Raw genomic sequence first — 23,474 nt, forward strand, 5'->3', positions numbered from 1 at the left:
ATGAAGGTCGGTGATTTCGTCGTCGAACGGCTGCACGCTTGGGGCGTTCGCCGCATCTACGGTTATCCGGGCGACGGCATCAACGGCGTGATCGGCGCGCTGCAGCGGGCCGGCAACATCGAATTCATCCAGGTTCGGCACGAAGAAATGGCCGCCTTCATGGCGGTCGCACACGCCAAGTTCACCGGCGAACTGGGAGTTTGCCTGTCCACTGGCGGCCCCGGAGCGACCCACCTCATCACGGGCCTGTACGACGGGAAACTGGATCACGCCCCGGTTCTCGCGATCTGCGGCCAGGCGGAGGCCACCGTCCGCGGTGCCAGCTACCAGCAGGAGCTCAACCTGGACCGCATGTTCGCGGACGTCGCGGGATTCGTGCAGGAGGCCTCCTCGCCGGCTCAGGTGCGGCACCTCCTGGACCGATGCGTGAGGATCGCGAAGGCGCATAACACGCCGTCGGTCATCATCCTGCCGAAAGACATCCAGGACGCGGCGTACGCCGAGCCGGCGGTTGCGCATGGCTTTACAAGGTCGGGCGTCGGCTACTCCAAGCCCAAGATCGTTCCCGAGGATGCCGACCTGAGACGAGCGGCTGAGATCCTGAATGCCGGCAAAAAGGTAGCCATCCTGGTCGGCGCGGGTGCTCGCGGGGCAGGCCCGCTGCTGATCGAGATGGCCAACCTCCTTGGCGCTGGCGTGGCGAAGGCTCTGCTCGGAAAAGACGTGCTTCCGGACGACCTGCCCTTCGTCACCGGCGCGATCGGCCTGCTTGGCACCGAACCAAGCTGGGACCTTATGCAAGATTGCGACACGCTGCTGATGGTCGGGACCGGCTTTCCCTGGTCTGAATTCCTGCCCAAGGACGGCGCCGCCCGCGCCGTTCAAATCGATATCGAAGCCTCGATGCTGTCGCTGCGCTACCCTGTCGACGTGAACCTGCACGGCGACGCGTCTGCTACGCTGAAGGCGCTGCTCCCTCTGATGCGACGCAAGGACGATCGGGAATGGTCAAAGACGATAGAGACCAACGTTTCCGCGTGGTGGAAGAAACTGGAAGGCCGCGCGATGGCGGACGCCAATCCCGTGAATCCGCAGCGCGTCGTCTGGGAAATGTCCCCTTTGTTGCCGGCCAACGCCATCGTCACCAGCGACAGCGGATCCTGCGCGAACTGGTACGCCCGCGACTTCCGCCTGCAGCAGGGCCAGCGTTCGTCGCTCTCGGGCGGCTTGGCGTCGATGGGGGCGGCCGTCCCCTACGCGATCGGAGCCAAGTTCGCTTATCCGGACCGGCCGGTAATCGCCCTCGTCGGCGACGGCGCCATGCAGATGAACAACATGGCCGAACTGATCACGGTCCAGAAATACTGGAAGCGTTGGATCGATCCACGCTGGATCGTATGCGTTTTCAACAATCAGGATCTGAACGAAGTCACCTGGGAACAGCGCGTCATGGAGGGTAACCCGAAATTCGAGGCCTCGCAGGACATCCCCAATTTCGCCTACGCCAAGTTTGGCGAGATGCTGGGGTTTAAAAGCATTTTCGTGGATACTCCCGATCGTCTGGCGTCTGCGTGGCAGGAAGCGCTTTCAAGCGATCGGCCGGTCGTGTTGGAGGTGAAGACGGATCCGGAAGTGGCTCCGCTTCCGCCGCATGTGACGCTCAAAGAGGCCCGAGCATTCATGTCGGCGATGGCGAAGGGCGACGGGGGTGCAACTCGCGTCATCGGCGACACTGCCAGACAAGTCGTCGATGGGCTGTTCGGCAAAAAGGATTGAATTCGGCTGCGTTCGGGGTGGCGTTGCAGCTGTCCGGCATACCCACGGCGGCATGCTCCTCGGGCTCCATCGACTGGCCGCACGTGCCAACAGCGGACAACGTCGCGAATGACGCGGACGAAGGATGATTCCCGCATCGCCTGCTCCTGGAAGAGCGGTACCCCCTGCGTGCCCAGCACTTTCGCGAGTTCGGGTCGTTGCGTTCGGGATCGATCGGAGTGATGTCGAGGACGTAGCAGCCCTATCTGTACATATGCGCCTTCATGGCCAACGCGGCGAGTTTCTCACGCGCCATAGGACCGAATGCTCGGCTCGATTTGGCTCTGAGCACGATCGACATCCGCTGCACGACCGCTTTTAATACCCATATACTGCCCATGCGTTGCCTCGAAGGAAGGTCGGCTTGCCCGAGCAATTCAACCTCTTTGCCGACGGATTGTCGGGGCCTGAGGGTCTGCGATATGCCGAGGGGTTCGTGTCGCCGGCCGCGGAGAAGACGCTGATCGGACATATCGCGGTTTTGCCGCTGCAGCCATTCCAGTTGGCCAATACGAAGGCAAACGCCGCGTGGCTTCGTTCGGATTTCGATACGACTACACCATGCGCCGGCTCGAGGAGGCCGATCCGATCCCCAAGTGGCTTGGGTCGATCATCGAGAAGGTCGAAGCTTTCGGCGGCCGAGGCACCCGAATTGGCCAGGTCCTTTGCACCGAGTACGACGTGGGTGTCGGCATCGGTTGGCACCGAGACAAGCCGCACTTCGACCGGGTGTTCGGCCTGTCGCTAGGCTCGGCGTGCAAGTTCCGGTTCCGGAGGCCGGCCTACACCAAGTGGGAGCGTTTCACGCTCGAGGCTCGGCCGCGGTCGATCTACATGATGTCGGGTCCGTCGCGGGAGGTCTGGGAACACAGCATCCCTGCCGTCGAGGCGCAGCGCTACTCCATTACTTTCCGGACGATGGCCGCGAAATCCTGATGGCGCGCCCCGACCTCTGCTATCCTCGACGGTGATTGGAGTCGCAGCACCGAATGGCAAAACGCACCGGAAGCGCAGACCTACCCCTGCATGGCGGACGTGTCCCGCTGTGGCTGGCGACCCGCATGTCGTCTCTGGGCGCCGTCATCACTCAGGCGATCGTGCACCACTAAGGCCGCGACGAATTCCTGCAACGGCTGTCGCATCCGTTCTGGTTCCAGTCGTTCGGCGCCGTCATGGGCATGGACTGGCATTCGTCCGGCATAACCACCAGCGTCATCGGCGCCCTCAAGCGCGGTCTGGGCCCCCTCTCAAACGAACTCGGCATCGACGTGTGCGGTGGCCGCGGCCAGCATTCAAGGAAGACGCCGGACGAATTGCGTCTGCTGGGCGAACGCATCGGCTTCGATGGCGCCAGGCTGACCCGCGCCAGCCGTCTCGTCGCGAAAGTCGACAGCGCCGCCGTCCAGGACGGCTTTGACCTTTATCTGCACGGGTTCTTCGTGACCGACGATGGGAAGTGGACCGTCGTGCAGCAGGGCATGAACGGGGACAAGAAGCAGGCGCGCCGCTATCACTGGCATTCGGAAGCCCTGAAGAGTTTCGTCGAGGAACCCCACAGCGCGATCGATGGACCGGCGCAGGGAGAAATCGTAAACTTGACCGACAGGCGGGCACAGGCCTCCCGCGCAAAGCAACTTGATCTGCTGGAAGATTTCGGTCCGGATCGCATCGTATCCGAGTTGGCGGCTCTTACGGGAGAAGCGCCAGCACAAGCTTTGCTGCCGCACCTCGTCATGCCGGCGCATCACGACGTGCGATCGAGCGATGTTTTCACGCGCCGGCTGCATGGCACGCTGGCCGCTGCGGCCGAGCGAGGTCCTGTCGACTTCCCGGACTTGCTGCTGACGCCGGGTGTCGGCGCGCGCACCGTCCGGTCACTGGCGATGGTGGCTGAGGTCGTGCATGGGGCACCCTACCGCTTTCGGGATCCGGCACGGTTCTCACTGGCGCATGGCGGCAAGGACCGGCACCCCTACCCGGTTCCGATCAAGGTCTACGACGAGACCATCCGCGTCATGAAGTCGGCTGTCCGGAACGCAAAGCTTGGACGCGACGAGGAGATGCAGGCGTTGAAGCGTCTCGACGACCAGGCGCGCCGGCTCGAACGCACGGCTGAGGGACCCTCGTTCGAATCCTTCGTCGCTACCGAGCGCGCCGCATCGCCGCTGTTGGACGGCCGGTCCGTACTCGGATGGGAAAAGGAGCTGACGCAACCGAAGGCGGCGGGGTCGGCGCGATCGAAGATCTCAAGGTGACGAAGTGGCCGTCACGGTCGGGGGCTCGGGATCTCGGGGTCTCGGGGTCTCGGTCAGCCAGAGACCTTCGGCAGGTCCGCAATTCTCACAAGCCCGTCCTGGCTGGTGAATGTGAGGGTCCGATCGGCGCTTTGAGCCTGCGCGACTCCGAAAATCCGATGCGATCCGGTGTCGTATACCGAGACGGTGCCTTGATCGTCGATCACCAGCCGCCGGGTCTCGGGAAAAACCGCGTATCGGAGATCGTTCTGCGCACCGACCGCGCCGGGCCTCCCCAATCCGGCCGGCCACCAGTCGTCCGATCGGGTCGGCGAACGGTAGCTGACCGCCGCTTCCGCACGTGTCCCACCGGCTGTTTCCGAAGTGTCAAGATGGGCCGCGAGGTCGCTGAAGAGTGCGTCCAGCTTGGCCTTAAGTTGGGTGTTGAACATCTCGCCGACCATCGACATGCCCGGCGACCACTGCGACATCCCGCCAAAGTCGGCGTGGCTGAACTGGGCCATCCGGCCGCCGCCTCTCCGCAACGCCGCGAGCACGACCTGCACCGCCGCGGGTGAGACCGAATGCTTCTTCGCCATCCGGTCGACCAGATCGCCGTCGTTTGCTGACATTCGTGAATCCTGATTTTGAGTTCGCCGACGGGACGGTTCAGGCGGAAGAACGCACCTGTTCTGATCCTGCGTCATCCGACGACCGGGAACGTTGGTAGGCGGTAATGGCCCGGTTGGACAGCGCCAGCCGGCTGCGCTGGCCCCGGCGGATCATGGTCTCGATGACGTCGCTAAGAAACCGGCTTGCCGAAGCGCCGTCTCCCAGTTCGCCGCTCCGCTCAAGATACTCCCAGGCGATCTGGAAAGAATCCTCGAGGAGCTGGCAGAGTGAGACGGTCATGAGCAAGAAACCGACGAGAACCGTGCGCGTTCCATGTCATCTCCGCTTCGCCGACTATTGGCCGAGATCGAATACCGTGCCAAGTCGGCGCACGGAAAGGTGCGCCACCGATTTTTCAAGGGCCTGCGGGAGGATCTGTAGCAGCTTTACTCCTCGCTGATATCACTCTTCGTGACACAAAATTGTTCCGCACGATGTGCGTAAAATCCGGGGCTTGGACCACATAAATTACCCGGCCGACGAGGAGCAAATTGGCTCTTGGCGCATTCGTATTACCGGACACGGATGACCGTGGCGAACGCAAGAAAGGGAGACCGACATGAGCGTCAAGGGTGAGATCAAGGAAGGTGCAGGGTTCGTCAAGGAAGAGATGAACGAACACGGCAAGTCTCCCGAAAGCCAGCGTAAAGCGCAGGAAGGTCGTGATTTGCGCAACGAAGGCAGGGTCGAGGACGGTAAGGCGCCGAAGACGACCAAGCCCGGCACGGGCCACCCCGAAAAGTAGACGAAGGTTTCCGCCCCCGTCGTTAGCAGGGGCGGAATTCGATCCACGCTGGCCGCCCGGTCGGGTGTTCATTCCGCGATCGCACCATCCAATAACGACCTCAATGGGAACGGACGCCGTCGATCCTCGTCCCGGGCAAAGCCCAGACATCCCCTGCAAGAGGCCGGTCGATCCCGCCCATCTGTCCTTGTGGGCGTGCAACCTTCCGCCACATGCCGCGTTTGCGATGCAGAGGATTTCGGAGTTTTCAGATGTCAGAAGCGTCGCAGGTCCGGGAGCACATGGACGTCATTTCTTCCGACCTGAAGACGGTTGGAAAGGTCGGCCATCTCGACGGTCCCGACAAGATCAAGCTCACCAAACAAAGCTCACCCAACGGCGAACATCACCACTTCATCCCGGTCTCTTGGATCGATCATGTCGATCAGCACGTTCATTTGAACAAGACGGGTGCTGACGTCACGGCGCACTGGGAGCACGAAGGACGAGTCTAGACTTATCGCAGCTCGGTCCGATGGACCGGGATTTTTTAATAGCTACCGGACGACGCAGGCGTGCCTCGGCCGGCAAAAACGGCGGAGGCCGTCATGACTGATGTGAGAGAGAAAAAGCCTGCTTCAGGCTTCAACAGGCGCGCGTTCATCAGCGGAGCCGCCGGTGCGGCGTCTTTGCCACTGTTGGCGCAAGCTGCAGGGGCGGAAAATACCGCTGCACAGGATCCCAACCTGCCGGTCGACGTGACGCTTCAGGTCAACGGGACGGCGAAATCTCTCAACGTCGATGCCCGTACCACCCTGCTGGACGCGCTGCGTGAGCATATCGGTCTCACGGGCTCTAAAAAGGGCTGCGATCACGGCCAGTGTGGGGCTTGCACCGTCATGGTCGGGGGTCGCCGCGTACTTTCATGCCTGACCCTGGCGCTGACCGTCCAAGATAAGCAGATCACGACCATCGAGGGATTATCCCAGGGCGACAAACTGCATCCGATGCAGCAGGCCTTCATAGATCAGGACGCCTTCCAGTGCGGATACTGCACGCCGGGGCAGATCGTCTCGGCGATCGCCTGCGTCAAGGAAGGCCACGCCACCAACGACGACGACATCCGCGAATACATGAGCGGTAACATCTGCCGTTGCGCCGCCTATCCGAACATCGTCGCCGCCGTCAAACAGGCCGCGCCTGCGATGGCCGACAAACAGAAAGGCTGAAGCGCATGCGACCCTTTACCTATCAAAGGGCGACTGACGCGCCCTCCGCCGTGCAGGCCCTCGCCGCCGCGGCGTCTACCAACACTGCGCTTACGGACGGCGCTATCCAGCCGCTCGCCGGCGGGACGACCCTCCTCGACCTGATGAAGCTCGACGTGATGCGTCCGAGCGTTCTCGTCGACATCAACCCGTTGTCGAACGCCTGGTCGGCCGTCAGTCTCGATGGTGGCAATCTGAAACTGGGCGCGCTGGCCCGAATGTCTGATATCGCGGCCAATCCGGACATCCAGCGCAACTATCCGGTGATTTCGGATAGCTTGAAGCTCGCCGCCAGTCCGCAACTGCGGAACATGGCGTCGCTCGGCGGCAACGTCCTGCAGCGGACCCGCTGCACTTACTTCCGCGACGTCAGTTACGATAATTGCAACAAGCGCAATCCAGGATCCGGCTGCGCCGCGATGGACGGCTTCAACCGGACCCACGCGGTGCTCGGCACCAGCGAGCAGTGCATCGCAACCTACCCCGGCGACTTCGCGCAGGCGCTGATGGCGCTCGACGCGACAGTGGAGATCACGGGGAAAGCGGGCGTGCGCAGCATGCCTTTCGCCGACCTGCATAAGGCACCCGGGAACTCTCCGCAGATCGAGACCTCGTTGTTGCCGGGCGAGTTGATCTCCGCCTTTTCGATCCAGGGACGCTGGCCGCGCTCGACCTATCTCAAGGTGCGCGACCGCCAGTCCTATGAATTCGCGCTGTCGTCGGCCGCGATTGCGCTCGACGTTCAGGACGGCACGATCCGCGACTCCAGGATCGCACTTGGCGGTGTAGCCACCATTCCGTGGCGGGCGCGCGAAGCCGAGGCCCTGCTCAAGGGCCAGAAGTTCGGCGACGCTCTCGCATCGCAGGTCGCTGAAGCGGCGTTTAAGAGCGCCATTAGCCGCAAACACAACGCCTTCAAGATCGCGCTCGGCAAGCGAGTTGTTTCGCGCGGGCTTCAGCAAGCCGCCACGATGGAGATTTGAGATGTCGATAGCCGCGCCCGAACCGAAGGCCAACATGGGCCAGCCCATTCCACGCTACGATGCCGTCGCCAAGGTGACCGGCAAGGCTCAGTACGGCGCCGACGTTGCGCTGGTGAATCCCGTCTACGCTTTTCTGGTCACCAGTTCGATCGCCAAGGGGCGCATCGACGGGTTCGATCTATCCGCCGCTAAACGGGTTCGCGGCGTGATCGATATCGTGACTCACGAGAATGCCGAGAAGCTCAAAGAGGCAAAGCTTTTCAGCAACGGCGGCTACACGTCCAGCACCATCCAACCGCTGAAGTCGGCCGACATCGCTCAGGAAGGCCAGATCGTCGCAGTCGTGTTGGCCGAGACCTTCGAAGCTGCCCGGGAGGCCGCGTACGCGGTCAAGGTCAGCTATACGGCGGCCATTCCGACCACGACCTTCGACTCGCCAGGCACCACGTCGGCACCCGCCAAGGGTCAGTTGTCGCAATTCAAGGAAGACCCGAAGGTCGGCGATTTCGCCAAGGCGTTCGAGGCCGCTGAGGTCAAGATCACTGCCGAGTACGAAACGCCGCCACAGCACCACAATCCGATGGAGTTGTTCGCCACCAGTTGCGCCTGGAATGGCGACAGCCTGACGATCTATGAGCCGACCCAGTACGTGCATGGTTTGAAAAATGGCGTCGCCGAGCAACTGGACATCGATGCCGACAAGATCAGGGTCATCAACAACTACGTCGGCGGCGCATTCGGTTCGAAGGGATCGATGACCCCCCGGACGGCGATCATTGCCTCGATCGCTCGACGACTGGGCCGCCCCGTCAAGTTGGTCGCCACCCGCGACCAAGGCTTCACCATCGCCACGTTCCGCGCTGAAACCCGCCACCAGATCAAACTCGGCGCCAGCCGGGACGGAAAGCTGACTTCGCTTCGCCATGAAGGCTGGGAGATCTCGTCCCGTCCGGACCCCTACGCCGTCGGCGGTACCAAGACCACGACGCGGATGTACGCCTGTCCCAACGTCGACAGCCTGGTGTCGATTGTGCGCGCAGATCGGAACACTCCGGGCTTCATGCGGGCGCCTCCCGAAGTGCCGTACATGTTTGCGCTGGAAAGCGCGATGGATGAACTCGCTCACGAATTGAAGATGGATCCGATCGAACTGCGGCGCGTCAACGATACCGTGAATGAGCCGATCAAGGGCCTTCCCTACACATCGCGTTCGCTGATGGCCTGCTTCGACGAGGGCGCGAAGGCCTTCGGGTGGTCGCAACGTAAGGCCGATCCGAAGTCGATGGCCGACGGTGACTGGCTTGTCGGCTACGGTTGCGCCACCAGCTGCTATCCGACGCAGATGGCACCCGCCGCTTCGCGCGTCCGCCTGGAGCGTGACGGAAAGGTAAGAGTCTAGATCGCAGGCCATGAGATCGGCAACGGCGCCTACACCGTGATCGGTCAGGCGGCGGCCGAGAAGCTCGGGGTTCCCGTCGAGAAGGTCTCGGTATTCATCGGCGACAGCGATCTGCCCCCGGCGCCCGTGGCGGGCGGCTCGAATTCGACCGCCAGCACCTGTTCGGCCGTCATCACCGTCTGCGAACAGATCCGGCAGAAGCTGTTCAAGGCGATGATGCCGAACGAAACGCTGATCGACAAGGCCAAGGAGACCGTCGGCGTGGGCCAGACGCCGGTCACGCAGGCCGCGAAAAGCGACCGCCGGATCGACTACGAGCGCGCGTTCGATGCGCTCGGCGTCAGCGTGATCGAGGAATACGGCGAGTGGAAGCCCGACGGTGCGCCGGTGGACGCCTTTCGCGCGATGAACAAGGGCCAGATGCGGATGGTGGGTGGCTCGGAGATGTCGGACAAGATTGCCTATGCCTTCGGAGCGGAGTTCGTCGAGGTCCGGATCAACCGATGGACCCATGAAATCCGCGTGCCGCGGCTGCTCGGCGCCTTCACCGCCGGCCATATCATGAATCCACGGACAGCCCGCAGCCAGTTGATGGGGGGGCTGATCTGGGGCATGTCGTCGGCACTGCATGAAGCCACCGAACTGGACGAACGTTATGCGCGCTACGTCAACGACAACCTGGCGGACTATCTGCTGCCCGTGAACGCGGACGTCCCGAGCGTCGAAGTGATCATGTTGCCCGAGCAGGACGACCACATCAATCCGGCCGGCGTAAAGGGCATTGGCGAATTGGGCAATGTCGGCACCAATGCTGCGGTGTGCAATGCGATCTTCCACGCCACGGGTCAGCGACTTCGGAAGCTGCCGATAAGGCTCGAACAACTCGATATTTGACGCGCCTCTATAGCGCGCCGCCTACGCGCGAGCCCGCCGGAGCAACGCTTCGAGTTTCGAGCGTTCCTTTTCCCATTGCGCTTCTTCGGTCCGCAACCGTCCTTCGAGAGCTTCTAATTTGGTTGAATGTCGGCGGCCTTCCCGTCATGTTTCCCGTGGGCGGTGCGGCTTCAGCCCGATCGATAGCCTCCTGCCGTCGTTCGCGCTGTTTTCGTTGAGCCTCCTCCTTTGCGCGTTCGGCGCTCCAGGCTTGCCTGCTCCTTCTACGGAACCGTCGAAAATCGTAATTCGGCACAAAAGTGATTGGAATAACGGGAGGCGATGCGAACCCTCCACGCTTCAGTTTGTGGTCATCAGTTTATTCAAAGCGACGGGCGACCGGTCCCCGGCACGGCCGAGGTCTGAGCCTCGCCGCTTCGCACTCTGTTGTACGCCGCCCTACTCCACCGACAACACTGGACTGGAATGGCGAGCTGGATGGGTTTAACTCGATGCCACCAAGGCAAGGATAGACGCCAAACTGCGCCACAGCCGCCGACTACCCTACTCCCCCACTCGATTGTTCAAATCGCACATAGCATATTGAAATTCCTCCGCAATTTTTTCTGCGGCCAAACATATTCCGACGATGGGTCCGCCAAAAAGTTACACTTTTGATTCCAAAGGGAAAATCATCTCAAAAATATTTTTGTGGTTTCGCCAGCTATCGGCATCATTCGGTCGATTGTAGCACTTGAAGCGGCCGGCGCCGTGTTCGATCACAGTCTGCAAAGTACCGTCAGCGCGGCAGTAAATCTCCGCCATAGGCATGGTCGCGACGTAGACCGCTGGATTCGCAAGATCATAGTATTCAACGTGATGTGCTGCGTACCAGACCGCTTTATCGAGCGATCGCGTCCACGACATGCCCATGCTGTGCGCCTGTCCTGCGCACCCCCGGAACAACGTGAACCGGCCCTCCTTTTCGAAAGTTAGCGCCTGGCAAAACGGCTTGAGCATGCAGAGACGCTCCCGATTGCACGCATCGAATATGGATTTGACCACCGATAAGCCGTGCTCGCAAAAATGAGATGAGTGCACGTAGGCGTCTGTAGCGCGACAATCTGGATGGGAACACGCATTGCCTCGTCTGGACTGTTGCCTAAAGTGATCTCGTTGCCTCACCGGTTTTGCTCCTTTCAGGCGCAGGGCGGTGGCGGACATGAGGCAGGTAAGCATGGCGACGATGGACGAGCTTGTTGCGGCGATCGGCGAGCGCTACGCGCGGTCCGGGCGCGTGGACAAGGGCCGGATTCTTGACGAGTTCGTCGCCGTCGCCGGGATTCACCGCAAGCACGCGCAGCGTCTCCTGAAGACTGCCAAGCAAAGCCGCCGGTCCGATCCGCGCCCGGGACGCCGGATCTACGACGACGCCGTGCGCGAGACGTTGGCGCTGCTCTGGAAAGCTTCCGATCGAATCTGCGGCAAGCGGCTCAAGTGTCTTCTACCTGCGCTCGTCGAGTCCATGGAGCGCCACAGCCATATCTGCCTCGACGACGGGGTTCGCACCGCAATTTTGTCGATGAGCGCGGCGACCATCGATCGGTCCTTGCGGGAAGCAAAAGAGCGATCCGGCGGCCGCAAGCGCCGCCGGGCGGTCGCGTCGGCGGCGCTGCGCAGAAGCGTGCCGGTTCGGACCTTCTCCGACTGGAACGATCCGCCGCCGGGCTTCTTCGAAGCCGATCTCGTCGCCCACAGCGGCCCGCGCGCCGATGGCAGCTTTGTGCAGACGCTCACCCTCACCGACATAGCCACCGGTTGGACCGACTGCATGCCGCTTCTCTTCCGCGAGCAGACGCTGCTGACCGAGGTGCTGTCGCAGATGCGCACGCAGTTGCCGATGCCCGTCCTTGGGTTCGACACGGACAACGACACTGTCTTCATGAACGAGACCGTCAACGCCTATTGCACGGCCAACGGGATCGAGTTCACCCGCTCGCGGCCCTATCGCAAGAACGACCAGGCCTGGGTCGAGCAGAAGAACGGGGCCATCGTCCGGCGCTTGGTCGGCTACCGCCGCTTCGAGGGCCTGGAAGCCACGGCCGAGTTGGGCCGACTCTACGCGTCGGCGCGGCTGTTCATCAACTACTTCCAGCCATCCTTCAAGCTCGCCGAGAAGCACCGCGACGGCGCGCGCGTTCGAAAGAAATATCACAGCCCGGCGACGCCCTATCAGCGGCTGCTGGACGATCCGCGAACGCCACCGGAAGTCGCTCGTCGGGTGGGCACGATCTACGCGACGCTCGATCCCGTCCGTCTGCTTCAGGATATCCGCGCGCGGCAGCAGCGGCTCGTCGATATGGCCGACACACCGCTGCGAACCGCGAACGCAACGAAGTCGCCGCCAACGATCGATCAGTTCCTGGCCAGCCTGAAGACGGCGTGGCGCGAAGGCGATCCGAACCCCGCGACGCGGCCGAAGCCGAAAGTTCCGCGCGGACGCCGAAGGCCCGATCCACTGGCGGCGGTCTCCACCGAGATTGAGGCCTGGTTTACAGCGGAGCCGTGGCGAACCTCGCGCGAGCTGCTCGACCTTCTCCAGTCGGCCTATCCTCGAAAATATAGCGACGGCCATCTGCGCACGCTTCAGCGGCGTCTGAAGCACCTGCGGCGCCAGGCCGCGCATGATCTTGTCTTAGGAACGGCGCCGGAAGCTACGCCAAGCGTCAGCACGCTGGCTCCTTCGTAGACTTCTGCGGCCCGCAAGCCGCTCGCTCGCTACAGCGCATTGGAAAGCGCGCTTCGCGAGCGGCTTGCTTCGAACAGCGCTACGGCCAAGGGCAACATTTTGAATGAGGCAACGAACCGACCTTTGGGAACAATCTCGGATGCGGCAATACGGATTCCCATCTTGATTGTCGCGCCGCAATGGGCCTTCCGACAACGCGGGGGGCGGGGCACTGGATGCAAATTCTTGCTCACACCTGGTGCTCGCGAGTCAGGGCACCGGCGCTATCCACGTGGCAGGATTTCGACAGGTGCGCCGGTGCGGGTACAATGCAATTGACCACGCGAAATTCACAGCGTGGCGACAGCCTCGGGTAATTCGCCGACCACACCCCATCCTAGGTCGCTCGGCGACGGGCGTAACCGCGCTTGTCATCCGGGCGCTGAGGATCAAAGCCCGAAATTTTCGGTAAGGCGCAGCAGAATTCAGATTAGGCTAGCTCGCGCCGCACTTGCGAACCCGTTAATAGGTAAGGCAGCATGCCCACGATCCACACTGAGATCTTTACAAAACCCTTCACGACTAACCCATCAGAGATTTCGAAGTCAATCCTGTCGCTTTGTGCGGCGATAAATCGAGATCAGCATCCATTTTGGGTTTCAGTGCAGCCCGATCAGAGCGCGATTGTTCGCGAGTGCTTCACAAACGTCACGAACAAGGTCGCTAGGGATGGTGGGTCGATAGCTTATGGTTGGGCCATTTGGGAATGGAAGCGCGTCTTCATAGAAGCTGAGCACCACGCTGTTTGGGAGAAGGACGGCAATTTCACTGACGTAACGCCGCATCCAGGCGGAGAGCGGTCCATACTTTTCTTGCCTGACCCCATAAGGGTCTATGATTTTGATAGTGAGAAAAGATTGGTGAACATCAAGAAAAGTCTGAATGAGTGTGTGAGCGCCGGGAGGTGGATCGCCGCCACGGACGTTTTTCACCACGCACTGGAAGCACATTCTGTCGGCAGAGAAATTCGAATACCAAAAAATCGGCTCACATCGTTACAGCTTGATGTTCGAAACGCCATGGGAGCCATTCTGGTTGAACTAGCATCTAAAACGCGACCAAACGATCGCTGTATCTGCGCTAGCGGCATGAAGTTCAAGAAATGCTGCGGCCCTCTCATTGAGCTCTCGAAATAATGCCAAACATGCGCTGAAGTCGACTTTTCGCAACGGCGACCTTGTCCTAAACATCGATGCGCAGCGTCGAAGGCTAAACAGTTTGGTCACCGCGGTCCGGCAAACGTATGCTGGTTTCGAAGTGGTCACCAATTGCCCCGATTTCGTTTTCGTCAACCGAACAAAGCAACGTCGCACTGGAACCACGGATAAAGCCGAGGTTACGTTCCTCGGATGCTGATAGAACCGATACGTCGAGCATCCTGTAGCGGCCGATAAGGAATGTCTTGCACTTCAATGCGGCTTCAATCGATTCCGCAGAAAGGTCTGCATGAACGATCAGGATATCAATGTCTTTCGGTCGAGATATGTCGGCACGAAAATACGAGCCAAACCCGTATACGCTTATCTTTCCGCTCAAAGCCACCCCTCTTTGGCAAACTTCTCCTTTTCGGCGTCATTTAAATGATCCCAAGCATTATGCTTGTTTAAGGCAGACATAAAATCTCCGATTTTGTACAGGCCGACTTTGTCCGCACGAGTTGTGCGCTTAGCGTCCCAGGTGTATCCGCACCAAGCCGAGTTGATAATTATCGCATCGAGGTGTCCAAGTTTCTGAGTGACCTCCGTATATTCGGCGACGCCAAAACTATAACACTCACAAATGAATACGCGGATTAATCGACCACTTGTCAGGGTCAGATCGTAAACACCATTCGGATTTGCATTAATCGCCTTGACGCTCCCATGTCCCCGCATGCGGGCTTCAAAGAAGTTGAAGTGCCCGTAGTAGGACGGCCATGGGAAGGTGGGCGTGACTTCATCGCTCATTTTGCGAGCTCCTGAATTAGGGTTTCGAAGCTCGCCGGAAACCGGACAACCCCTTCATATGAGGTTTCATTGTTTACCCACTTCTCGTAGCCAGACGCATGAACTTCAAACTCAGCCAGCGTATTCTGCTCGTCCGCGCTAAATAGATTAGCATTTTTGGAAGTCAGCTCTGCTATGCGACGATTGTTTGGCACGATGGTAGATAACCTCATTGATAACCACGCTGCGTGTGCGTCGCTTTCGGGATTCTTCCTGGCTATCTCGGAACGGGGACCGTAGTTCTTAAAGACCGCTTTATTTTGAGCTAGTAGCGGGTGAATGGTGTTCGCTACCTCTTGCTTGTTCGCAAATATCTTTGATTTGAACCGATTTTCAACATCGGCGTTGTGCTGCAATTTCATGTTAAGAAGCGAGTTTACTGTAAAGGCGGCCTCGTTCTCTGGCTTGTCGATCAGTGTGTGGTGAGTGGGGCAGAGTAGGATGAGATTTGCATAACCGTCGCGCTCCTTAGACGCTTGAGCAGAATCATGACGGTTCGCTCCCTTTTTTTCACCGCGAATATGGGCCATTTCGCCAATCGTGTACGGCGCAGCCGTACCGCTCTCCGGCAGACAGAGCAAAGCAGCGCAATCCGGAAATGCGCATCGTCCCGCAGCATTCGCCCAGAGCAATTTTATGGTTTTCTCTGATATCGACATATTTGATTGCCCCTATCGACGTCGCGCCCCTACGACTGCGTGTTCGCGGCCTTGCGGTCTCGCCAATACTTCTCGTAATTCGGTCCCTGCGAGTTTGGCGGCACCGCCGGCGGGGTGATATTGATTGGCACCGGTGCCGGAAGGTCCGGCCCGATGATAATTGCTTCACCAGGCGCAAGCGTGGGAATAAATAGGGCGGCATTTCGGTCAAGGTCTCCGCAGGCTCGTTCAACGGCTTGCCGGTCCTCGTCGTTCGTCAAACGATGAACAATCAGAGTGCCGAGCTGGCTCAGCACATCAGCCGGAATGTCACGTGGCCTTTGGGTTGCGAGGACACATGTGAGTCCGTACTTTCTACCTTCTTTTGCGATTACGCCAAACGCCTCTAATTTAACATTTGTATAGTCATCCGCGACAGAGCGTCCCAGGAATTGATGAGCCTCGTCCAAAATCGCGATTACCGGAGCATCGCGGAAAGCATCAGACCGGGCGCGATTTAGAAGAAACCGTCCGATCACATTCATCAGAATTTCGCGCGTGTTATGCTCAAAGCGAACGTTCTTAAATGAAATCCGGATAATGTCGTCATCTTCAGATTGAATGAAGTTTTCTAGGACAGATGCAAGCGAAGGGCCCGACGTTCCAAACAAGCAATGGAGCTCCGTCGAATGGATAAGCGTCCGTATTCGCGCCATCAACCCTTCGCAATAGCTCGAAGAGTTATTGTCTATGTCTCCCCAAATCGAAGGGTTGTTTCGGTCTGTTCCGTATACGCACTCTGCCAATAATTGGTCAGCCAAGTCGTCAATCGCAAAGTCGCATAGGGGACTATGTAGCAAATCCTTGTGGGTATTAATCTCGTTGAAAAACGGAGCTCGTGCTTTTCCTTTTTTAGTAAGCAATCGTCCCTGATAGATAGTCAACGTTGTTGATACGCCTCCAAGAATTTTGACAAGCTTAAGACTCCTGACTGCATCGCGCAATTTTGGCCCTTGGCTTTGACCAGACGGCCTGAACAATGCAAATAGGTCATCTTCAGTCATTTGCCGGTATGGAAAGTGAACCTGCGTCGCACCGGGCTCCTGCCCGTCAAAAGCGTAATGCTTCGTGATGTCCGGCAGGGCGGCGAATTCGCCCGTCGGATCAAATAATATAGCTTTACCGCCCGTCGCTTTTATCTGCGCAATCACGGTAGCTAGCGTCCAACTTTTGCCGCCGCCTGTAGCGCCGAATATACCGCAATGCCGTCCAAATATTTTTTCTGGCTGCAAACGAAGCGGCACGCCGCTACCCGCATCGAGCATTCCAAGTTCTAACGTCAGCTTGTCGCTGGTTCCCAATGCGTTAGCGATCAGTTCTCCAAACATTGCCGGGTCGGCCAAATACACCGCGTCTCCCACACGCGGATGTACTCGAAGTCCACGAATTAGCCTGTCTTGCTTGTGGTCAACAGATGCAAAAACCAGAATTTTGCCCACGGGATGGGTTTCGGGCGTTTTTCCGAGAGCGGGCTCGATTGTCAGACGTTCGGAATCTGCAATACCGACTTCAACGATCCGGCCAAGCAACTTTACCATTTCGCAGTCGACGAAAACGAAATCCCCCACGGCGCCGCGCGCAAGCGACCGCCGCTCTGCCTGTGCGGTTGCGCGGGGCATGTTCGCTCGAATGGTTGACGCCGCGACAAAACTTACCGAGCCCAAATACCGAGCTGGATCAACGAGGCTGTGCTTCGTCATGCGGGAGGGCCTTCCCCCGATACTTCGCGTAACCTTTGCATGCGATCAAGATGGCGCTCACGCTCGGTTTGCGCGACTAAATCCGGCAGGGCGTGGGCCATATCCTCGAAGCGACCGTTGAGAAGCATTATTCGTTGGTCGCCTATCGCTACCAAATTCTTTAGCTTTTCAAAATATTGATTACCAACCGTACGCATCGGCGAAGTCAACGGAGCGACGTGTGGCGGAGGAACTCCTTCGAGTGCGCTGTCTGCGAGGAATGAAACGTCGCAAACGATAACTCTTAAAGACATGTTCGCTTCGATCGCAGCCATGACCGGCATTGCCAGATGATCGTCGTTAAATCCAAACCCGGAGATAATGATCGCAGTGTCTGGCTCCCGTAGTGCCGATTGAAATGCTCCCATCATGTCTAGATAAGGCGCATCGAAGGCCTCTTGGAACTTGCTATCTCGCGGGTAAATTAGAACCGGACTTCCGATGGAGGGATCGGTAGAGCGAAGAATAGTCTGCTGCTTCCGTCTCCAGTCGATGGAACCGTGAAGTTTATAAAGGTGAAAGACGCTTTCGATGTAATCGGGTGGATCGGTGTCGTTTTCTCTGCGAACGATATCGTAGCTGAAATGCGCTCTATCGTATGTCTGCGGTATGGAGTGTGAAAATCCATCTATGACTACAAACTGCTGCTCGCGGGCAGCGGCTTCAAAACAAAGATCGTAATTGGTTGTGAATATTTTAGCGCGCGGCTTTCTCACGCTTCGGCGCGCTATCTTCCTTATTAAGTTCCGATGACTTCCAAGCTCCGTCGACGCAGTCACGAAGTCGACCCGCTTGAGGATTGCTTTTTCGGCGACATCAACGAAAGCAGCAATCTTTGCTGCGGTCGCATCATTGAACAGTGTCGAATAGAGCTTGCAGAGTGTCAGGAGCTTTTCGATATTTTTGTTCAGGGTGGCTGCGTTCGGAATTAGGGAAACGATCTCGTTGAACGTTTCCGTTGTTGCGGCTGCTTCCACAGCGTCCCAGAGCGCCGCCATCGAAGGTGCGCTCTGACCATTGTGAGTTTTGGCGCAATAAGATGATCCCGCACCTGTCAGGACAAGAAGGTTGCTCGCGTTCAAAGCATTATGAAGCGCAAGTTCGACTGAACGGCAAGCTCCCTGGGCGGTCGTGCGTCCTTCACCGTCAGTTACGTCATCGTGCGCTCGCCAACCCTGCGTAGGTTCAAACAAGCGCAAGAGTGCTGTTGACGCTGTCTTATCATCCCAAAATGGCATGAACCGTTCTCCCCGTAGACACACTAGAACGTTTGGGGCAACGCAACCACCGCTATTGGGAACTTGTCAGGTGTCGGTGTGCCAAAATAAAGATAGCCTAAATGGCTGATTTGATTACGATTATCTCTCTGGGACGATAACGGTGTCGGAGCCAATGAGCGATAGACCCTAGCTGAGGCGGGATAAACTGAAAGCCGAGCGACCGCGCAAGAGCAGGTGGGGTCATGACCAAGCTCCAAGGTTGCTTTTTCCCCATCTCTAATTGCCATCTGCGATGTCACCACGTCTAATAGCTGCTGGGTGGCTGAGACAAACGCACGAAAACGAAGGTTCGGCGAATCCCCGGGTAAATCTCAGGGCAGGCATCGGCGCCCAAAAAAAATCGTTCATGCCCGCGAGTTGCTTGAGATGACTAAAAAGAAATCAAACAAAGGAGGAAAGCAAAAGGCACCGGAAATGCCAGGTGCCGATTATGGTATCGATCGTCCTAGCGCGGTTATGACGGCCCCCGATTTTAACGATAACTTGCGGGCAGCAGATGTCATTGCATGTGCTTATGGAGACGTGCTGAACGAACAAGTTGGCTCGGTCATTCCATTCGTTAGCCTCGTTGCAAAAAAACCTGAACTTCTCACAAAAGCTTTCGTCCAATTCAAGGCATGGATGGATGCGACAGGCCCTGACGCATTGAACGTCGAAATTCTTTATTCTGCCCTCGGTTATTATATCAGTTTTGCGCCGGATTATCAGCACGCGATGTGGCGTACCGTTGGGGTCGACCGACTAGCTACCCCGATATACTGGGGAATCACTTACATAAAGACCATCGATACTCGCCAAGCATTTCTCGACGATTTGGCGATGCACGCTAAACACCCAATTGCTCCCGTAATCTTGGGAGGCATGCACTATACGGGCGACGGGATGCCGCGCCCCGGCGGACCGCGTCCAAATGACCTGAAACCCATTGCAGGTTGTCCTGACCTTTTACTGCTCCATCTGCCGGTATACAAAACGCCGGAAGAGGTACCGCGCTTCTCCGGTCTTGTGAGCGTTGTCAACGCCGGGAACGAATCTCTAAGGGATACACCGGAAGATCTCGACACCCAGACGAAAAGTGCTGCGTCGGTATGGCGCGCGCGGGAGCGGCGCCTTTTGGCTTTGATGCCGGTGACCATGCACATGCTGCGCACGTCTGAGCCGTTACAAGCGAAACTCGATGCTTTCGCAGCTGATGGCATCGCACGTTGGCAACTTGAACAGGCGCTGATCAACCAACGTTTGTGGTCACTCGCCAGCTCGTCACAGCGGGCGCGGTTCCAAAACGCTAATGACCGCTATAAAGCGATAGAAAGCTTCGTTGAGTTGGACAGCCCGAATTGGGCATCGATCGCTGATGATCGCGAGTCCATCGTCCAGCAGGTATTGCGGGATTCGCGAGTACTTCTAAAGCGCCTCGGAGCAATGGCACCCGCAACTTTGCCCGAATGCGAAGAAGAGTTGAAGAAGCTCGGCTACCTCACGGACCCCGGTACAGCCGTATGACTTCGTGGCCGTCACCAAGAGTCACGGTCTTTGTTAGCTCGACGATCGGAGAATGCGCGTCCGAACGTCTGGCGGCACGTAAAGCTATAGAGGCGATCAAGTGTGATTCGGTGCTATTTGAGACAACGGGTGCGCGACCGCACCCCGCGCGCATCACTTATCTTGAAGGGCTCTCGCGCTCTCAAATCTGCGTAATCATCTGGAAGGAAAGCTACGGCTATGTTGATCCAGCCATCGCGATATCAGGGATTGAGGATGAATTCCGTATTGCGCGCGCGCGCGACATGGACATTTTGCTATACATCAAAACTGATGCCTTAAATCGTGATACACGGTTGGCTGCGCTAATCGAAGAGGCGCGTACTTTTGTCACAACCCACAGCTACCGGACCGAAATCGATCTTCAAGATCAAATCAGTTCGGATATTACCTCTGTTCTCGGTGCGGCTTATTTCGATCGCATAACCCCTCGGGCGGAGCGATTGACCGACCCATCTGCTGTTCTTACGGGCACCATGCCAACGGGCACGACAGCGCTCGGGCGCCCCGTTCTGGAGCAGCAAATAGACACTCTCGTTGCGCAGAAATCGCTCACTTGGCTGGTTGGCGCACCCGGCGCGGGCAAGACCGTGTTGCTCGCACAATGGTCCATCAGACGCCGCTCAGCTTATGTCAATGCGCGCGGTCTCTCGCTGCGTCACTTACTGCAAGCTATCGTTGCTGCGCTATCTGGGTCTTCTATCGCATCTGATGCAATCACACTCGAAGACGCAAGCCAAGCGCTCCGAGCCACGTGGCACAAGGGCGCGAAATGGCCGCTGGTCATCGACGATCCGGCGGACATCCCGGAGCTAACGCGCGTGATTGCCGGCCTCGGCAATGCCGATGAGAGCGCACACGTGATCATTGGAACGCGAACGGTAGATGGCGCGCCCGGCAGCGACAGCGTGAGCGTTCCTGGACTGACAAGCGCCGAAGCGGCGGAAATCATCGGCCAGCTCCCAGGCGCCATTCGTGGAACCGTCGCAGCTAGAACTATAGCGGGTGCATTGCCCTTGGCAATTCGCCGAGAAGCCGCGGCGCAGCAGTCGCCGCAATATCTCGTCTTCGATGAGACTGGTGAAGTCAATGTAAGCCCGGTCACACGCGAACTTCTCGCTCTGGTCGTCGCTAGTCCAGAGCCGCTTACGCTCAACGATTTGATTGAACTGTCATCAGCGGGCGAAAATGCCGTCACTGTGGACGGCAATTTAGCCAGCCTTTCCTTTCTGCTCGTTGACGACGGCCTAGGTTTTCGGCTGGTTCACGAAGAGATCTCACGGGAGCTCCGCCTCTCGCTGGCCCGACGACCCGCATTGGAACGGTTTGTTTCACAGCGGCTGGCTCAGTTCTTCTTCAAAACAAAACGCTATTTAGCGGCATTCAACCTATACCGATCCTTTGACAGGCCCCGCGCCATACGGGTTGCGTATCGCGCCGCGTTCCAAGCGACCCGAGAGGGCCGCTTCGGTCTTGCCATCCCGCCGCTGCAATTCATTGCCGATAGTAAGCAAGCGAGCGGCGAACGATTGAACCTCGCTGTCGCGTTGATAGCACTTTCACAGGCTCAGGATGTCGTTGGCATGACTGCCGACGCGAGCGCCTCGCTAGACCAGGCAGACCACATTGCCAATGAGATCGGTGATGCGGATTTCATTCAATCGGTTGCCGACCAAAAGCTCATCCGGCGCGTAAGACATGAATTGCGTCCCGAGGATTTAGAGGCGCTACAGGCAGTTCGTCGACGTTATACAGAAGCTGGGCGGATTTCTGACAGCGCTCGGCTTGCCGCCGAAGAAGGGTCAATTCTAATATCGATAGGTGACCACGAGAACTCCGTTCCGGTGCTACGCGAGGCGCTTGAAGCGTTTCAGGAGATAGGCGACAATTATGGTATCTATATCGCCTCGCGGAATCTCATTTCATCGCTGAATATGCGCGACGGCGGCCAGATAGAGGCAGAACGCCTGCTGCAATCGCTCGAAGATGGCGCGGAATACCGCAACGAAAAGCGCGAACGAGCGTGGATGTGCAACATCCTCGCCCGTCGTTACCGACTTGACGGCCGCCTTGGTGAGGCGGCGGCTGCAGCACAAGAAGCCATAGATATCGGTAAAGAACTAGCGGATCCCTATGTTACGGCCCTTAACCGGATTGGCCTCGGCAATGCTTTGCGAGAGAAAGGCGATCTCAACGGAGCGCTTGAGGCATTCCGAGAATGTGGAAAGGAAGCGCAGTCCATCGACCGCAAGGAAATTGATGGGCTTGCGTCTCGGCTAGCGGCGAGCGTGCTCGTTGAGCAAGCCGAAGAAGGTGCGCCTTACTTGAGGCCAAAACTCTACCGCGAGGCAGAGATTTTTGCAACACATGTAATAGGATTACTGCGCGGGAGCATTGCGGAAGTACAGGTCGCAGAAGCATTCGATAGTCGTGGTGATGCACGCTTAGGGTTGGGCAGAAAGGCCGAGGCGCTGGCGGACTTTGCAGAGTCGACGAAGCTCTTCTTTGCATTCGACGAACGTCGCGCGCTTCATTTGCTTCACTTTCTCGCTCGCAACTGCAATATCGACCAGCCTCTTGAGGCGATGAGTACGATGCTCAACGCGTTACCGGAAGGCGTCCCGCCGTCTGACAGCGATCCTTGGATTATCCTTATCGCGCTAATTGAGCAAAGCGTGATGCGTGGGCATCCTGAGGTGATCGGCGCTTACGCGCGCATTGCGCTCAAGATTAGCCAGACCATCGTGGCCGAGACGTTGGAAGTGGGCTTATGGCTCCGATTATTGACCCTTGCGCTCGACGAAAAGTCGCCGCCCGACGATGGCCGCATGGCATTTTTATTATCCGCATTCTTGGCACACACGCGGGCACGAAACTTATCACTTACCCAACTCGCGGCACTAACTGAGTTGACCCTAGGCAAGTCAAAGTCAATCGGGTTTCATTCCGTCGACAACCACCTTCAAACGACTCTAACGCTCGGGCCAGAGAATAAGATTTTGGTTGTCCTTGATGATATTGATGGAACTCCAGCAACACGTTTTTGCTCAACGGCTTTAACTTGTTTTTTTAGTGCCTTCCGAAGAGATATTGATGGGATGTTTCTTTCAAGCCCAATGATGAGTGGGATTTCTGTACGCTGTTCCATCGTAGATGCAGCCGGCGCACCGGCGGATATCCGGACTATGCTTGAAGGTAACGGGCCTCAAGGGCCCGTAATGATTGCAATGTTCGATCCATCACAGTCAGGTGGCCCAAGTGAGCTGTTCATTGCTTGTCGTGAAGACCTGCAGGAGCGATGCCAGGGCGATCCAATGAAAGCGACCGACCTGCAATTTATGTATGCGGATATTTTGCGGGCGGTGTTGGCTGTTGCTCTCGGTGGCGATATCGAAGTGGAAGTCCTTCGACCAAAAATTTCCTCGATAATGAAAAAGACCATCCAATAGTTTCAGTGTGAGCAATTTTCATGGT

The 23,474-nt window shown here is 58.1% G+C and carries 18 protein-coding genes and 2 pseudogenes; 12 read left to right on the plus strand and 8 right to left on the minus strand.

Translation table 11 applies throughout. The features are described 5' to 3' along the window. From GSQ88_RS14925 to GSQ88_RS14935, 3 genes and pseudogenes are all read left to right on the plus strand, one after another. Entirely contained in the window at nt 1–1,776 is a 1,776-nt protein-coding gene (locus GSQ88_RS14925) for a thiamine pyrophosphate-requiring protein (protein WP_159008512.1), read from the plus strand. A gap of 600 nt (nt 1,777–2,376) precedes the next feature. Next, nucleotides 2,377–2,751, plus strand: coding sequence for an alpha-ketoglutarate-dependent dioxygenase AlkB (locus GSQ88_RS14930; protein WP_246784805.1), 375 nt, complete (start codon nt 2,377–2,379; stop codon nt 2,749–2,751). Nucleotides 2,752–2,804: 53 nt separating this feature from the next. Then, nucleotides 2,805–4,070, plus strand: a pseudogene (locus tag GSQ88_RS14935) (DUF763 domain-containing protein). Between the two features lie 53 nt (nt 4,071–4,123). On the opposite strand, the gene GSQ88_RS14940 reads toward GSQ88_RS14935, so the two are convergent. Both GSQ88_RS14940 and GSQ88_RS14945 read right to left on the minus strand, forming a co-directional pair. Then, nucleotides 4,124–4,681 carry a hypothetical protein gene (locus GSQ88_RS14940; RefSeq protein ID WP_159008513.1) on the minus strand — a complete coding sequence of 186 codons (558 nt, stop codon included), beginning with the start codon at nt 4,679–4,681 and terminating at the stop codon, nt 4,124–4,126. 37 nt (nt 4,682–4,718) lie between these two features. Continuing rightward, nucleotides 4,719–4,961 (minus strand): hypothetical protein, encoded by a 243-nt coding sequence (locus GSQ88_RS14945; protein WP_159008514.1) that lies wholly within the window; start codon nt 4,959–4,961, stop codon nt 4,719–4,721. 319 nt (nt 4,962–5,280) lie between these two features. Here GSQ88_RS14945 and GSQ88_RS14955 point away from each other — a divergent pair, with 319 nt between their 5' ends. From GSQ88_RS14955 to GSQ88_RS14975, 5 genes and pseudogenes are all read left to right on the plus strand, one after another. Then, nucleotides 5,281–5,466 carry a hypothetical protein gene (locus GSQ88_RS14955; RefSeq protein WP_159008515.1) on the plus strand — a complete coding sequence of 62 codons (186 nt, stop codon included), beginning with the start codon at nt 5,281–5,283 and terminating at the stop codon, nt 5,464–5,466. 251 nt (nt 5,467–5,717) lie between these two features. Continuing rightward, complete coding sequence (locus tag GSQ88_RS14960; RefSeq protein WP_159008516.1) at nt 5,718–5,960, plus strand: DUF2171 domain-containing protein; 243 nt, start codon at nt 5,718–5,720, stop codon at nt 5,958–5,960. 93 nt (nt 5,961–6,053) lie between these two features. Then, complete coding sequence (locus tag GSQ88_RS14965; RefSeq protein ID WP_159008517.1) at nt 6,054–6,674, plus strand: (2Fe-2S)-binding protein; 621 nt, start codon at nt 6,054–6,056, stop codon at nt 6,672–6,674. A 5-nt stretch (nt 6,675–6,679) separates the two neighbouring features. Then, a complete protein-coding gene (locus GSQ88_RS14970) occupies nt 6,680–7,696 on the plus strand; it encodes an FAD binding domain-containing protein (protein ID WP_159008919.1) in 1,017 nt (338 codons plus the stop codon). A gap of 1 nt (nt 7,697) precedes the next feature. Further along, nucleotides 7,698–9,989 (plus strand): annotated as a pseudogene (locus tag GSQ88_RS14975) (xanthine dehydrogenase family protein molybdopterin-binding subunit). 645 nt (nt 9,990–10,634) lie between these two features. Here GSQ88_RS14975 and GSQ88_RS14980 read toward each other — a convergent pair. After that, entirely contained in the window at nt 10,635–10,988 is a 354-nt protein-coding gene (locus GSQ88_RS14980) for a hypothetical protein (protein ID WP_159008518.1), read from the minus strand. 202 nt (nt 10,989–11,190) lie between these two features. Between GSQ88_RS14980 and GSQ88_RS14985 the strand changes: the two genes are divergently transcribed. Together GSQ88_RS14985 and GSQ88_RS14990 are read left to right on the plus strand one after the other, a co-directional pair. After that, on the plus strand, nt 11,191–12,717 hold the full coding sequence (locus GSQ88_RS14985) for a DDE-type integrase/transposase/recombinase (protein ID WP_159008519.1): 1,527 nt from the start codon (nt 11,191–11,193) through the stop codon (nt 12,715–12,717). A 518-nt stretch (nt 12,718–13,235) separates the two neighbouring features. Then, nucleotides 13,236–13,892 (plus strand): SEC-C metal-binding domain-containing protein, encoded by a 657-nt coding sequence (locus GSQ88_RS14990; protein WP_159008520.1) that lies wholly within the window; start codon nt 13,236–13,238, stop codon nt 13,890–13,892. 73 nt (nt 13,893–13,965) lie between these two features. Here the strand turns inward: GSQ88_RS14990 and GSQ88_RS14995 are convergent, their stop codons facing one another. From GSQ88_RS14995 to GSQ88_RS15015, 5 genes are all read right to left on the minus strand, one after another. Beyond that, the gene (locus GSQ88_RS14995) at nt 13,966–14,292 is read right to left on the minus strand and encodes a hypothetical protein (protein ID WP_159008521.1); all 327 of its coding nucleotides are present in this window, start codon (nt 14,290–14,292) and stop codon (nt 13,966–13,968) included. After that, nucleotides 14,289–14,702 carry a hypothetical protein gene (locus GSQ88_RS15000; RefSeq protein WP_159008522.1) on the minus strand — a complete coding sequence of 138 codons (414 nt, stop codon included), beginning with the start codon at nt 14,700–14,702 and terminating at the stop codon, nt 14,289–14,291. The genes GSQ88_RS14995 and GSQ88_RS15000 overlap by 4 nt, the downstream gene beginning before the upstream one ends. Beyond that, nucleotides 14,699–15,400 (minus strand): HNH endonuclease, encoded by a 702-nt coding sequence (locus GSQ88_RS15005; protein ID WP_159008523.1) that lies wholly within the window; start codon nt 15,398–15,400, stop codon nt 14,699–14,701. Before GSQ88_RS15005 ends, GSQ88_RS15000 begins: the two co-directional genes overlap by 4 nt. 29 nt (nt 15,401–15,429) lie before the next feature. Beyond that, nucleotides 15,430–17,058 carry an ATP-binding protein gene (locus GSQ88_RS15010; RefSeq protein WP_246784806.1) on the minus strand — a complete coding sequence of 543 codons (1,629 nt, stop codon included), beginning with the start codon at nt 17,056–17,058 and terminating at the stop codon, nt 15,430–15,432. Between the two features lie 77 nt (nt 17,059–17,135). Then, entirely contained in the window at nt 17,136–18,416 is a 1,281-nt protein-coding gene (locus tag GSQ88_RS15015) for an SIR2 family protein (RefSeq protein WP_159008525.1), read from the minus strand. Nucleotides 18,417–18,824: 408 nt separating this feature from the next. Here GSQ88_RS15015 and GSQ88_RS15020 point away from each other — a divergent pair, with 408 nt between their 5' ends. Together GSQ88_RS15020 and GSQ88_RS15025 are read left to right on the plus strand one after the other, a co-directional pair. Next, entirely contained in the window at nt 18,825–19,961 is a 1,137-nt protein-coding gene (locus GSQ88_RS15020; RefSeq protein WP_159008526.1) for a hypothetical protein, read from the plus strand. Further along, complete coding sequence (locus GSQ88_RS15025; RefSeq protein ID WP_159008527.1) at nt 19,958–23,449, plus strand: DUF4062 domain-containing protein; 3,492 nt, start codon at nt 19,958–19,960, stop codon at nt 23,447–23,449. Before GSQ88_RS15020 ends, GSQ88_RS15025 begins: the two co-directional genes overlap by 4 nt. The last annotated feature ends 25 nt before the right edge of the window (nt 23,450–23,474 follow it).

The sequence above is a fragment of the Bradyrhizobium sp. S69 genome (assembly GCF_009766005.1).
In the GTDB taxonomy this organism is placed as follows: domain Bacteria; phylum Pseudomonadota; class Alphaproteobacteria; order Rhizobiales; family Xanthobacteraceae; genus Bradyrhizobium.

What these genes read in the sequence shown, in the direction of transcription:
- GSQ88_RS14980 (WP_159008518.1), bottom strand. Translation starts at nt 10,988, where the DNA reads ATGCTCAAGCCGTTTTGCCAGGCGCTAACTTTCGAAAAGGAGGGCCGG.
- GSQ88_RS14945 (WP_159008514.1), bottom strand. Translation starts at nt 4,961, where the DNA reads ATGACCGTCTCACTCTGCCAGCTCCTCGAGGATTCTTTCCAGATCGCC.
- GSQ88_RS14940 (WP_159008513.1), bottom strand. Translation starts at nt 4,681, where the DNA reads ATGTCAGCAAACGACGGCGATCTGGTCGACCGGATGGCGAAGAAGCAT.
- GSQ88_RS14925 (WP_159008512.1), top strand. Translation starts at nt 1, where the DNA reads ATGAAGGTCGGTGATTTCGTCGTCGAACGGCTGCACGCTTGGGGCGTT.
- GSQ88_RS15025 (WP_159008527.1), top strand. Translation starts at nt 19,958, where the DNA reads ATGACTTCGTGGCCGTCACCAAGAGTCACGGTCTTTGTTAGCTCGACG.
- GSQ88_RS15015 (WP_159008525.1), bottom strand. Translation starts at nt 18,416, where the DNA reads ATGCCATTTTGGGATGATAAGACAGCGTCAACAGCACTCTTGCGCTTG.
- GSQ88_RS14930 (WP_246784805.1), top strand. Translation starts at nt 2,377, where the DNA reads ATGCGCCGGCTCGAGGAGGCCGATCCGATCCCCAAGTGGCTTGGGTCG.
- GSQ88_RS15000 (WP_159008522.1), bottom strand. Translation starts at nt 14,702, where the DNA reads ATGAGCGATGAAGTCACGCCCACCTTCCCATGGCCGTCCTACTACGGG.
- GSQ88_RS15020 (WP_159008526.1), top strand. Translation starts at nt 18,825, where the DNA reads ATGACTAAAAAGAAATCAAACAAAGGAGGAAAGCAAAAGGCACCGGAA.
- GSQ88_RS15010 (WP_246784806.1), bottom strand. Translation starts at nt 17,058, where the DNA reads ATGCCCCGCGCAACCGCACAGGCAGAGCGGCGGTCGCTTGCGCGCGGC.
- GSQ88_RS14960 (WP_159008516.1), top strand. Translation starts at nt 5,718, where the DNA reads ATGTCAGAAGCGTCGCAGGTCCGGGAGCACATGGACGTCATTTCTTCC.
- GSQ88_RS15005 (WP_159008523.1), bottom strand. Translation starts at nt 15,400, where the DNA reads ATGTCGATATCAGAGAAAACCATAAAATTGCTCTGGGCGAATGCTGCG.
- GSQ88_RS14970 (WP_159008919.1), top strand. Translation starts at nt 6,680, where the DNA reads ATGCGACCCTTTACCTATCAAAGGGCGACTGACGCGCCCTCCGCCGTG.
- GSQ88_RS14985 (WP_159008519.1), top strand. Translation starts at nt 11,191, where the DNA reads ATGAGGCAGGTAAGCATGGCGACGATGGACGAGCTTGTTGCGGCGATC.
- GSQ88_RS14955 (WP_159008515.1), top strand. Translation starts at nt 5,281, where the DNA reads ATGAGCGTCAAGGGTGAGATCAAGGAAGGTGCAGGGTTCGTCAAGGAA.
- GSQ88_RS14990 (WP_159008520.1), top strand. Translation starts at nt 13,236, where the DNA reads ATGCCCACGATCCACACTGAGATCTTTACAAAACCCTTCACGACTAAC.
- GSQ88_RS14965 (WP_159008517.1), top strand. Translation starts at nt 6,054, where the DNA reads ATGACTGATGTGAGAGAGAAAAAGCCTGCTTCAGGCTTCAACAGGCGC.